Source organism: Methylomonas methanica, from assembly GCF_001644035.1.
Lineage (GTDB): Bacteria > Pseudomonadota > Gammaproteobacteria > Methylococcales > Methylomonadaceae > Methylomonas > Methylomonas methanica_A.
Genome location: NZ_LUUG01000052.1, coordinates 33018 through 45830 on the forward strand (window position 1 = coordinate 33018; position 12813 = coordinate 45830).

The following is a 12813-nucleotide window of genomic DNA, read 5'->3' on the forward strand; positions in this document are numbered from 1 at the left end:
TTTGAATAAAAGAGAAACCTATCTGGCTTTTGGGACCCCAGATTTTACTGACTTAGAGATAGACGCCGTTGCGCGCGTCATGCGTTCTGGTTGGGTCGGTATGGGGAAAGAGACGATAGCATTTGAAAACGAGTTGTCGGAGTACATTGGTGCCCCAGAGGTTGTTACAGTTAACTCCTGTACTTCGGCGCTTTTTCTTGCGCTCTTAGCTGAGGGTGTTGGGCCGGGTGATGAGGTCATCGTTCCCAGTTTAACGTGGTGTGCGACTGCAAATGCTGCTCTTTATTTGGGTGCAAAACCAGTATTCTGCGATGTCGATCCGTTGAGTATGTGCGTTACACCGGAAACTGTTGCTGCAAAACTCTCTGACAGAACTAAAGCCGTTATTGTTGTTCATTATGGCGGTTATGCAATAGATGTTGAGGCTTTGCGTACTGAGTTGCCATCCAAAATATCCATCATTGAGGATGCTGCGCATGCGTTTGGCGCTAAATATAGCAACGGTCAGCGTGTTGGAGCTTCGGGCAATTCCGTTTGTTTCAGTTTCTATGCAAATAAAAACCTATCCACGGCTGATGGTGGCGCTATTGCGCTTTATGATGCAGAGAAAGCTAATCATCTTCGTTCTTTGCGCATGAGTGGTATGGGGTCTGATGCATGGTCGCGATATATAAGGCCATCTACTGCCTTTGTGACCGGATTGACAGAGTTGGGCTACAAGATGAATTTTACTGACCTTCAAGCCGCAATTGGTAGAGTTCAGCTCGAACGTTTTGATGAGATGGCGGAAAAGAGAAAGTGTATTGCTTTACGGTATCAGGAACGGTTTGCTGAGGCTGCTATAAGTATCCCTTTTCAGAGCCAAGTATTTGAGGAAAGGCATGCTCGGCACCTGCTAGTCGGCTGCTTTGGCACGAAGAAGACTGGTAAGTCGCGCGATCAACTTTTGCTGGCGCTAAGAGATCAAAATATTGGTGCGAGCATTCATTATCGGCCGCTGCATCTTCAGTCGCTTTATAATCACGATGGGTCAAATTCCTTACCAATTACAGAGAGTTTGGCTGAAATTATTCTGACGCTACCTATAAGTGCTCGTATGACGTTAAACGATGTTGATTACGTTTTTGATCACTTAGTGAAATTAATATAAAAGAGAACAGTAAAATGAGTGAAAGTCCTTCTGATCTGATTGATGAAATTGAATACAATTTTGGTGGTCGCCTTACATCGGATTTTCCATCCCAGATACTCATGGATATCACCGAGGTTTGTAATCTAGCCTGCACACATTGTCCGCATCCCACTTTTAAGAAGTCAGAACACTATAGTGCTCGTTACCTAGATCCAGTTCTGAACGCAAAAATGATTGATGAAGTCAGGCAGCATGGTCAAGGTCAAACTCAATATATTCGCTACGCGAGTAATGGAGAACCATTGATACATCCTCATGCATACGACATGATTGAAGATGCGGTTAATCGTTCAGGGGTATATGTCACTCTAACGACGAATGGGACTATCATGAACGAAAAACGTACGAAAAAACTGTTATTGGCGGGTGTTCATATGATAGATATTAGTATTGATGCTTTTAACCCTGAGACGTACGCAAAAATTCGGGTCAATGGTGATCTAGGTGTAACGCGAGAAAACGTTCGCCGCCTGATAAGTTGGGTACGCGAATCAAGGGCCAAAACTAAAGTAGTTGTGAGCTTTGTCGAGCAACCCGAAAACGCCCATGAAGCGGTGGACTTCGAGAGATATTGGAAAGAGGAAGGCGCTGACTATGTGATTATACGTCGTCTTCACTCATGTTCTGGTGCGGTCCAAGAGCTTGCAGATATGCGCCGTAAGGATCAGAGCAAAATTAAGCGTCGCCCTTGCTTGTATCCATGGGAGAGAGTCGTGATTAATGCCAAGGGGGATCTGAGTTTTTGTCCATCTGATTGGGTTCATGGTTCCAAAGTGGCGGACTATCTTAATACTTCCATTTACAAGGAGTGGCAGGGTGAATTTTATCATCAGTTGCGTAGAGCACACTTGACAAACGACTATCAGAATCACGGTTTTTGCGGTAATTGTCCTGATTGGGAATCAACCCGTTGGCCTAGTCAAGGTCGCAGTTATGCGGACATGGTGGAAGAGTTTATTGAAGAAGAGAATTTATAAATAGTGATGAAAACAATACCCGTTGCAGCCTTGATTGAAGAGGCAACCAAAGATATTCCTGGCTGGTCACCACAGGATCAATTGCTTTCATTATTTACATTAGCATTTTCCAGCGCGGGCTTGGGGGGTGATATCTTAGAACTCGGTTCTTGGTGTGGTCGCTCTGCTGTGGCATTAGGGCTGGCAGCCAAACTTTCAGATAAGGGCAAGTTACATTGTGTTGATCTTTTTCCTGAAAAAAATGATTGGTACCAAAATGAAGATGGTACTTATTCTTTAGTAGTTAGTATTGATAATAGGAGAATAGGCGCATATGGAGATCAAACTGTGTGGGCTGAACCTTATTTACGGGATATTGCACCACTCTATGAACGTTTTTCTGGCACATTGCAGGCTTTCAATGTTGCAATGGCAGAAAATGAGTTGACAGACTTCGTTACTCCTTATCGAGCCGACTTAGAAAAGTTTATAACAATTGCTCCTAAGGGGCTGGAACTCAGGCTAGCGTTTATAGACGGTGATCATAGCTACTCAGCAGTATCGAAGGATATTGAAATAGTAGAGCAGTTTTTGCTACCAGGCGGTTGGATTTGTTTTGATGATGCATTTTCAAGTTATGAAGGTGTGAATCAAGCTATAGTCGAAAGCATTATAGATAGTGGGCGTTATTCAAATTGTCAGCAGATTACGCGTAAGTTTTTTGTTGCACAAAGACGTTAAGCCATCAAATTAACAGCACCTTAATTTTTGATTGTCATGATGTTAGCTTTGTTTTTTTCAGTCATTGATTAATGATGGTAGATTCAAATTGAGAGTAGGAGTCATTCAGTCATCATTTATTCCTTGGCGGGGATATTTCGATTTTATAGCAAGCGTCGATTGTTTCGTTTTTTTGGATGATATTCAGTATTCTAAAAACAGTTGGCGAAACCGAAATAAAATAAAAGTTTATAACGGTTTGCAATGGTTAACTGTACCTATACGTCATGAAAGATTAGATCAGCTGATTGATGAGACATGGATTGATAATTCTAGGGCATGGACAGAAAAACATTTCGGATCATGGAAAGCTAATTATTCGAAAGCTCCTTATTTTCGCGATATTACTGAATTACTCTCATGTTTGGATTGTCGGCAAGATCAGACTATAAGTCAGTTAAATATAAAATTGATCAGACAGATTTGCGAATACCTTAATATTTCGACTCCTATGCTATTGTCAAGAGAATTATCTCTGATTGGTAGCAAAACTGACCGGCTAATCGATTTATTGAAAAAGCTTGACGCAACGACATATCTAAGTGGCCCGAGCGCGGACTCATATTTAGATAAGCAGGCTTTTCGAGAGCATGGAATCCGCTTGGAATACAAGTCTTATGAATATCTGGAATATCCCCAACTTTGGGGGGATTTCGAGGGGGCAGTAACGGTGCTTGATTTGATAGCCAACTGCGGACCAGATGCTAAAAATTATATTCAAAGCCAAACGCCGAATAAAGTGGTTGTCGAGTTTGGTCTATCATGACTATTGGAAAAATCATGAAAATAAAAATTAGGCCTTTGGCGATAACCCAAGGTTTTGGTCGATGTGATTAGCAATATGATTATTTGTTACCGAGATCATTTTCGAATGGGTTTTACAGGTAGTCTACAAGACAAAAAAAATAGTTCAGAATTTGGGTATGGTGTCTAAAGTTGGATAAGGATTGATCAGGATGACACAGCTTTCCATTGCCATTTTTGGCAATACAAACAACTATCCATTGCTGTTGGCGCAGGGATTGAAATTGCTGGGGCATAATGTTCGTCTTGTTATAAACCGTAAAGAGTTATTACATCGTCCGGAAGCCCGCTATCACGAATGGGCTGGAGCCTATCCAGATTGGATTATCGATTGTTCTGATCTATCCGATGTGGATCTGGCCTTCGAAACCCCCGCATTAGATAGAGCGATTCATCATTTGACTCACAATGTCGATCTAGTGGTTCTAAATGATGTTGGACCAGCATTCGCCAGTTATCTGTGTACTCCTCATGTTGTGGTCTTGACTGGATCTGATTTGTCTTATTATGCAAACTATGACTCCTTACAATTTCGTACGAGTATGTGGGACCCTGGATTTAAACGCTCTCTGGAAGGTCGGCGCTACATCCGAAAAATGGCGGATTTTGTATCGCGACAACGTGATGGAATTCTTGGCGCCGAACTCGTATGTTATGGTCAACGAGGATTAGTACCGTCTGGAGATCAACAATTAGATGATATAGGCGTTGCGGATGCTCATCGATTTATGCTTCACCTTTCCAATACAATTGACTTGCAACCGCAAGCCATGCCAAAAAATGACAAATTAATTGTGTTGTGTGGCTCTCGTGTTGTATTTCGGCCTGAAGCTAATCGGGCGCTAAGTGCGATGGATTTCAAAGGAACGGATGTTCTTTTGAAGGGCTTTGCTCTCTATTGTAAAAGTGGCGGAAAGGGTGAACTAAGATTGCCGCGCAAAGGGCAGGATCTAGAGGCTGCCATTGCCCTTGTAAATGAATTGGGTGTATTTGACAGAGTTAGTTGGCTGGGCGAGATGTCTTTGGCTCAATTCTATCAAGAAATGATTGCCGCAGATTTGATATGCGATCAATTTGGAACATCATTCCCTGGGATGGTGACGACGGATGCTTATGCTCTCGGACGGCCGGTGATGGCCAATCTTAGGAATGAAATCTTTAGTGAGCGGTTCTCAGAACCCTTGCCGGGACTCAACGCAACGACCCCTGAAGAAATCGAGAGGCACCTCCACATTCTGGAGGCTAATCCTGCCGTGCTTGAGGACATCGGTGTCAAATCTCGACTTTACGCAGAAAAATATCTTTCGCCGGAAAGTATGGCTAAACAATTGCTTGAAGCCCTTTCTAAGCAGTGTAGCGATACAATTCTTCGGCATCATTTCTAGGGACATAAATAGTTATGTGCGGTATTGCAGGAGTTTATTCGTTTAGAAGCTTCATCTCCGAAGTGGATGGGCAAGAGCGCTTGGTTAAACAGATGACCAACCGTATGGTTCATCGTGGGCCTGATGCCGACGGAATTTGGGGTGACTCTAAAGGGCGTTGCGTACTTGGTCACCGACGCTTATCCATTATCGATGTGTCTGACGCCGGACGTCAGCCGATGCAATGGAATAACGGCGAATGGGTTATTTCATTTAACGGCGAAATTTATAATTTTCAGGAACTGAAGCTGGATTTAGTTGCTCAGGGGGTTCAGTGTCATGGTCGGACCGATACCGAAGTTTTGCTTGCCGCACTTGCAACATGGGGGCTTGATGCGCTCTCTCGTTTGGACGGCATGTTTGCTTTTGCGGCATTCCACTCGCCTTCGGGCGATTTGATTCTGGCGCGAGATCCATTTGGTGAAAAGCCGCTTTACTACATGGAGTTAGGCGGCGGAGCCGTGGCTTTTGCGTCGGAACTGCAATGTTTGGAGGAAGTGCCTGGTTTTAGCGGCGATGTAAGTGCTGATGCTATGGCTGAGTTATTGATGTTCCAGTACATTGGCGCACCACGCACGATCTATCAGAATATAAAAAAGTTAGCGCCTGGCCATTTGTTAGTTTTAAAGGATGGTCAAGAATCAAGACTACATCGGTACTTTAAATTTGCACCAGGGGCTGCGGGATTTAGTTCGGCCTCAAGAGAGCAACTTGCCGATGAATTGGAAGATATTTTAGTAAGAAGCCTAAAGCGTCGTCTTATATCGGATGTGCCGCTTGGAGCTTTTCTTTCCGGTGGAGTCGATTCATCCACCGTATGTGCATTAGCCAGGCGGAAATTAGGGGTCCCACTACAGACTTTTTCGATTGGGTTTGAGGGTGCTGAAGATAGTGAACACGAGCTGGCCAGGTTGTTTTCCAAACATCTGGGTACCGAACATCGTGATCAGATTCTTGTGCCTTCAGCAACTGACTTCCTTGAGCATGCCGGGCGGTATTTGGATGAGCCAAATGGTGATAGCTCTTGTCTGCCAACCTACTTGCTTTCAAAGTTTGCTCGTCAGCATGTCACTGTTGCGCTGTCCGGTGATGGTGGAGATGAGTTGTTTGGCGGCTATGGTCGATATTTTGAAACGCTCAATGAAAACTCATTAAGGCAGGGAGGTTATTCCAACTCAGTCTGGACGCCTGGAAGTGCCTATTATTCTGGACGGATTCTTGTCTTCACCCCCGATCGTTTGGGTAGTCTGTTCGGTTTGTTGCCTCAAGGTGCATCGGATCATCTTGATCGTCTAATTGGTGAAATAGACACGGACAAGAGGTCTCTGCTATGCCGTCTGCGGGCTACCGATGTCGAGAATTATATGCCTGGAGCTGTCTTGCCCAAGGTGGACCGTATGAGCATGCAGCATTCGCTTGAAGTCCGCACACCATTCTTAAATGTTGAATTGGCAAAATTTGCCGAGCGCGTGCCATTGGATTATTTGGTAGAGGAAGGAAAGGGAAAACTTCTCCTGAAAGATATCGCCTATCGTTATCTTCCAAGAGAAATTATCGATATGCCGAAAAAAGGTTTTGGGCTACCTCTTAACGCACAATGGGGTAAGTCGGCTTTAGTGAACTCATTACAAAACGCATTGGGTCCAGAAAGCAAGTTAGGCGAATGGATTGGGCGGGAGCGAGCGCAAAAATTTATTGATTTGCAAAGTACAAACGCTGGGTTTTCAATTTATCAGGTTTGGAGCGTTGTGATGCTGGAGCATTGGTTGCGCGACCGACCGGCAAAACTTCCTCAACGAGATGAGGTTAAAGCGATTCATTATGTTTCTGGTCACGGGTTCGATCACCCGAATGCAAATAAGTTAGTGCGCTACTTTAGTTGGATTTCGTCATCCACTCTATTAGTTAGTCAACCTGCAAAAGCATTGGATGAAATTTCGAATATTTACGATGTGTTAGGTTGGCATGCCCAACTATCTATTGCATCAGTTTTGTCAAAAATTGATCCTGAAGGTGAAGGAATAGATGGGGGGTTGTTATCGGACAAACCTGGATCCTTTGAGGTGTCTGGTGATGTTTTTGCCTGCCCACCTGATAAGGCATTAATTGAAGGTCTTGATCAGGCTGGAGTGAGTCTTTTTGGAAAGAATTTGATTGTCGCGGATTGGGACGGCTTTGTCCCGACTCCCTTCTTGATTGGGCAACTTAGAGAAAAACGAGCTGCTGGGTTGGTTGTCAGAAACATACATGATCGTGATGCGGGGCAACAGTATTATAAATTTCGTTACTTTTCCCTTATTGGGCAACTCGTAAATGCTTTGTTTGTAAGGTTCTATGCTCTTGCAATGTGGAAGCTTGAAGATGCCACGGCTGTTGATGGAACAAATAGATATGAAACACGTTGTATGTCTGCTTTGTCCTTAAAATCAACTGATGAGCTCGGAGCTGGTTATGTTTTATTTGAAGGCTTCAATCAGTTACCACCCATAACAACGCCGATAGAAGATATTGAGGCAGTTGGCGGTGGAAGATATTCAATTCAAAATCAGATCATAAGTTTTTCTAAGATGGGAGGCAGAAAGTGGCCATGGTATTTTGGCTTCCTCCCAGAATATTGTGTTGCCCTTAGCAACCGGAAACTGGAAGGGGCTTTACCGGTATCCGTATGCAAATTATTAGATGACTCCACAGGGACATTTCAAGAGTCTTTGGAATACTTGGTTTCTATATCGAATAAAAAAGCCTCCCCATCTGATACCACCATAGCCAGCGTAGTTATTTATACCCATGGATTGACTTCCGGCGGCGCAGAGCGGCAATGGTGTAATTTGGCAGTTGGACTGAAAGAGCTTGGCATAAAAGTTACGGTAGTTGTCGATACGCTCGAAGGTCCTGCAGCACATTATTTGCCTTTGCTGCAAAATGCCGACATCGCTGTAATCGAGATAGATAAAATCGGCCTTAAGGATACGCGGATAGCTATTCCAGCAGATTCTCAATTGTTTCCGTTGGTTGATCAAATCAAATCGCCCATAGCCGAAAAAGTGCTTCGCTTGACCTCTGTTCTAAAAAGATTAAATCCAGACGCGGTTGCTGCTCAGCTAGATTCGACAAATATTGTAGGAGCTGTTGCTTCCTTAATTTCTGGAATTGATCGGGTAATAATTTCATTCCGTAACTATAATCCCACAAATTTTTCATATCTAAATATTCCATGGTATTTGCCTGCTTATCGTTTATTGACTCAGTCAAATAAAATCATACTTACCGGAAACTCTACAGCAGGTAATATGGATTATGCTAATTGGATTGGTATTGATCCGGCCAGAGTACTATTGTTGCCAAATGCGTTGGATGAAAACGAGTTTATTGCACCTAACCCAGTTGAAGTCGAAAAAATCCGTCATGAACTGGGAATTATATCAAGCGAACAAATTATTCTCGGAGTGTTTCGTTTATCTGAGGAAAAAGAGCCACTTACTTTTGTAAATGTTTGCCAAGATGTAATCAATCGCGTGCCTAATACAAGGGTTTTGTTGTTGGGCGAAGGGCCGATGAAACTGGAAATCAAGGCTAGGGTTAATGCAATTGGTCTGCAAGATCGTTTCGTTCTTATGGGAAGACGGAATGATGTTCCCAATTTTCTTGCTCTTGCTACTTTACTGTTAGTTACTTCTCGCTTTGAGGGTACACCTAATGTTGTTATGGAGGCGCAAACGGTAGGTTTACCCGTGGTTGGAACCAAGGCTGGTGCAATTCCTGATCTGGTAGAGAACGGCCTTACTGGTTTTGTGGCTGAAATTGGGGACGAAAAACGGTTGTCGGATTCATGTGTTAGCTTACTAACCGATATACAACTCAGGCAGGCAATTGTCGAAAATTTGGAGAATTCGAAACTACGGTTTTCGAAAGCAGACAAGGCAAGGCTTGTTCTCAACTATTTTAGGTGGATTTATAAATTAGGATGAATATGTGTTCACACCAAGGCGATTTTCGATTATTCGAATTGGCCGATATACACCATGATTCAGGATACTGCTGGGTGACGAAGTTACCTGACGATATTATTGTTGGAGAGTCAGAAGATAATGATGAAAAGTCGAAACTTATCTTGTTTGAAGATAATATTGGTTTTTGCCAAGGTTCAGCACTTCATGATTCGATAAGAAATTTTGGTAATGGGCTGTTTTCGCATTGGGGAGATGATCTGTATTTTTCAACCCCAGATAACTCGTCTCCAATCACCAATGGCAGGAAATATTATGTGGCTGCCCCCATGAAAGGAAAATCAGCAAAAGATGCTAAGCGAATTTCTGGTAACACCCCTGTAAATTATAATTGGTATTCATTTGATGAGTCGAAAGTTACATTAGATGCTGAATATGCAGTAAACATTGCTTTTAATTACTTAAATGCTATTCCATCTGGTAAATCTTTCATTAAAGGAAAGTCTATTTTAGAATTGGGGCCAGGGATTAACTTCGCTACGGCTTTGATAATGCGATCTTGGGGGGCGCGTTCGGTTACTGTGGCGGATAGGTTTCTTGCTGATTTCAATGAAAATTATCATCCAAAGTTATATAGAGAGGTTGCTAATATTTTGACGACCTTGGACTCTGAGTCGGACGTTTCTATATTATTGGAATGTGCAAAAAATGGATACAAAGAGGAATTGATTAATCTACTGGAATCGCCATTAGAAGAGTTGCAAGAAATTGAACAGAAATTTGATATTACGCTTTCGAATGCGGTGTTTGAACATCTCTATAATCCGAGAATTGCCTCTAAGGTTTTATATTCAATTATGGAGTCTGGCGCGATTGGGATTCACCAGGTAGATTTTAGAGATCATCGTGATTTTTCTAGGCCGTTAGAATTCTTACTGATTGATGAAATTGAGTTCGTAAGGATGTTTGATGCGCGCCTTGGCGAGTGTGGCAACCGAGTTAGGCCGTACCAATTAGAGCAATTATTTTTCGGCGCTGGATTTTCTAGTGTTAAATATGATTCCAATATGAATGTTGAACCCGAATATTTTAACGATTTCCTTTCCAGGCTCTCTTTTGAGCAGTCGAGTTGCTATTCTAATATTTCCCCTGATAAACTCCGCTCAGTCAGCGGTCTTTTTGTGGTTACAAAATAAATATGTTTTTTATAAAAATATATAATATCTATAAGATGTATGTCGCTGGTCGTATGAACCTATTTACAAGTCGGTCTGATGACAGACTCTATAAAATTGATGGGTGCGTCTCGGTTGAACGGGTTAGATGAAACTCCAGCATTACTTAAATATGGACTGATAGCCGTTTGCGAGGATTTAAGGTCATGCTATTAATAGGTTCCGGTTTTATTACCAGATTTAATTATTCTGGTTGGAGGGGGCTTTTATGTTTTTTGTCTCTGTCTTGGTTAAGCTTGATCGCGGTGATTATGTCGACTACTGGGCAGCAAGTATATCGCTTGCCAGTGGAGGGAATTCGGCATGATTCTGGATGTGCCTATAGCACAATGTTACAGATGCGGCCATTTGGGTGGCCCATTACCTCTTTTACAAGTGATACATTATCAAATCAAAATGCTTCGACACTAGTACTTCGTGAAAATGGCGTCCCTATGGGAACGCCCCACGTACTGCATGACGTAATACGCACAAAAGGGGAGGGGGCTTATTCTCATTGGTACGAGGGACTTTTCTTTTCCGTCTCCGACTGCTCCGATCCCCGAAATAATGGGCGGCATTATGAAATAGTAATGGAGCCAAACCTACAGTATTGGGTTTATTTTTCTGCGCTGATTTCTGTTTTTATGCTCCATTTTTTTCTTAAAAGCAGGTTCGGGATAAATTTATTTTATATTCGCTGGGGATCTCGAGTAGGCGAAATAATTACAAAATATGTAACTCCTTCGCAAGATATTATCGAGAATAAGCCGTCAGTTAGCATATTAATTGCCGTAGTTACCGTGTTGTACTCACTCTGGTTTCTTATTTGGAATTGGATGCTTGGAAGTTCGATTAATCTCTCGACTGGAAGCGGTTATCAATACAGTGATTCTCATATGTATTGGATATGTGCCAATTCATTGTTGGATTTTGGCAATTTTGGGCATCCTTCGCTTACTGGGGAGTGGTGCCAGCGTCGAGGAATCTATCCAAGTCTCTTAGCCGGCATTGCGTGGATTGGGCAACGGAATATTCACGCTACTTTGATTTTACAGGCTGTCCTGGTGTCATTGTCGATTTATTTGTGTTCCCGAAGAGCATTGAGTGTTGCAGGTATGTTCGGTGTGGTAATAAGCACCTCTCTGCTATTTGTTTTTGCGGCTGAAAATGCATTTACGATGACGATGACCGAGAATGCGGGTTTGATCTTCGGAGCTATTGCTTTCGGGGTGCTATTCAATGCTTGCAATCGACGATCTATCCATTGGATTTTCGTTGGTATTGGAATCGTTTCTATTGCCTTAAATGCACGAGCAGGGGCTTTTTTTGTATTGCCATGTTTAGTAATTTGGACCGGCATTGTTGCCAGAATGTGGAATAAGCCGGTTGTCAATTGGCTTATTGCTGCATGTGGTGGGGTTTTAATCGGTTTTATTTTGCAATCTTTACTTGTTGCCGCAGTTGGAGGTAATCCCGGTAGTTCACATGGGAATTTCTCATATACCTTGTATGGTCTTTCAGTTGGGGGTAAAGGCTGGTCACAGGTGCAAATTGATCATCCAGAACTCATTGGATCTGACTCGGTGGTGTCTAGGGCCATTTATCAACTCGCCTGGGAAAATATAGTAGCGCATCCTCTAAAAATGCTGGACGGCTTAGTTGGTAACTTTACACTGTTTTTCAATGATGGTACTTATGGTTATAAGGCGCTGGGTGGTTTTGCGATATTTGTGAAATCTGCATGGTGGTTAGCTTGGGTTCCATTATTCATTAATCGCAGAAACCCACGTTATTTACTAGTTTTATTATGTTCAGTTGGAATATTACTATCAGTTCCATTCCTGTTGGGAGATGGTGGCTCAAGGGTATTTGCAGCAACCGTTCCTGTCGATGTGATGCAAATGACAATTGGGTTTTCTTGGGTAGTCTTTTTTCTGATGCGGGCTGGCAAAATAGCTACCAAACCAGTATCCGATATTGCGCAGAGCGCTATGGAATTATCAGATTCAAAACCCTATTTCGATATTGGTTTTGTATTGGTTTTGTTCATACTACTGTTGGTTCCTTATACCCCGATTAGAGGCCTTGTTAATTCTGAATCGTTAGTAGCGCCTGTTTGCCAGGAAGGTGAGCACTCGGTCACAACTATGCTTGGATACAATGGAACATTGCTGCTAGATCTAGTCGGTAGTGATATTAAGCCAGACTTCCAAAAAGGTCAGGTTGGGCGTATAGAGTTCATCAATCGTATCCCTATCAATTCATGGTGGAAGGAAGACGCATCTGACTTTAAAGAATTAGGGAGCCTTTTGACTGTTTATCAGCAAGATCGTCGGGATCCATTCATTCCAGGGCCTTGGCGAATTTTTTCAAACAGCAGCCTTGCCAGTTATTATGGCAAGAATGTTCAGTTATGTGTTGATCCTAATGAAGTTAAGACGGTTTTTGGTGAAACCTACAGGAAACTGAATTTAATCAAATTATTGGAATAAA

The 12813-nt window shown here is 42.7% G+C and carries 8 protein-coding genes; all 8 read left to right on the forward strand.

Annotated features, from left to right (window positions below; translation table 11 throughout):
* The first annotated feature begins 1 nt into the window (after position 1).
* Positions 2 to 1150, forward strand: coding sequence for a DegT/DnrJ/EryC1/StrS family aminotransferase (locus A1332_RS06100; RefSeq protein WP_157203954.1), 1149 nt, complete (start codon positions 2 to 4; stop codon positions 1148 to 1150).
* Between the two features lie 14 nt (positions 1151 to 1164).
* Positions 1165 to 2169: a radical SAM/SPASM domain-containing protein gene (locus A1332_RS06105; protein ID WP_064007669.1), complete on the forward strand. Its 1005-nt coding sequence runs from the start codon at positions 1165 to 1167 to the stop codon at positions 2167 to 2169.
* Between the two features lie 6 nt (positions 2170 to 2175).
* Positions 2176 to 2889 (forward strand): class I SAM-dependent methyltransferase, encoded by a 714-nt coding sequence (locus A1332_RS06110; RefSeq protein WP_064007670.1) that lies wholly within the window; start codon positions 2176 to 2178, stop codon positions 2887 to 2889.
* Between the two features lie 88 nt (positions 2890 to 2977).
* Positions 2978 to 3694 carry a WbqC family protein gene (locus tag A1332_RS06115; protein WP_064007739.1) on the forward strand — a complete coding sequence of 239 codons (717 nt, stop codon included), beginning with the start codon at positions 2978 to 2980 and terminating at the stop codon, positions 3692 to 3694.
* Between the two features lie 190 nt (positions 3695 to 3884).
* Complete coding sequence (locus A1332_RS06120; protein ID WP_064007671.1) at positions 3885 to 5117, forward strand: glycosyltransferase; 1233 nt, start codon at positions 3885 to 3887, stop codon at positions 5115 to 5117.
* Between the two features lie 14 nt (positions 5118 to 5131).
* Positions 5132 to 9124: an asparagine synthase (glutamine-hydrolyzing) gene (asnB, locus tag A1332_RS06125; RefSeq protein ID WP_082879561.1), complete on the forward strand. Its 3993-nt coding sequence runs from the start codon at positions 5132 to 5134 to the stop codon at positions 9122 to 9124.
* Positions 9125 to 9198: 74 nt separating this feature from the next.
* Complete coding sequence (locus A1332_RS06130; protein WP_157203955.1) at positions 9199 to 10299, forward strand: hypothetical protein; 1101 nt, start codon at positions 9199 to 9201, stop codon at positions 10297 to 10299.
* 185 nt (positions 10300 to 10484) lie between these two features.
* On the forward strand, positions 10485 to 12812 hold the full coding sequence (locus A1332_RS06135) for a hypothetical protein (RefSeq protein ID WP_157203956.1): 2328 nt from the start codon (positions 10485 to 10487) through the stop codon (positions 12810 to 12812).
* The last annotated feature ends 1 nt before the right edge of the window (position 12813 follow it).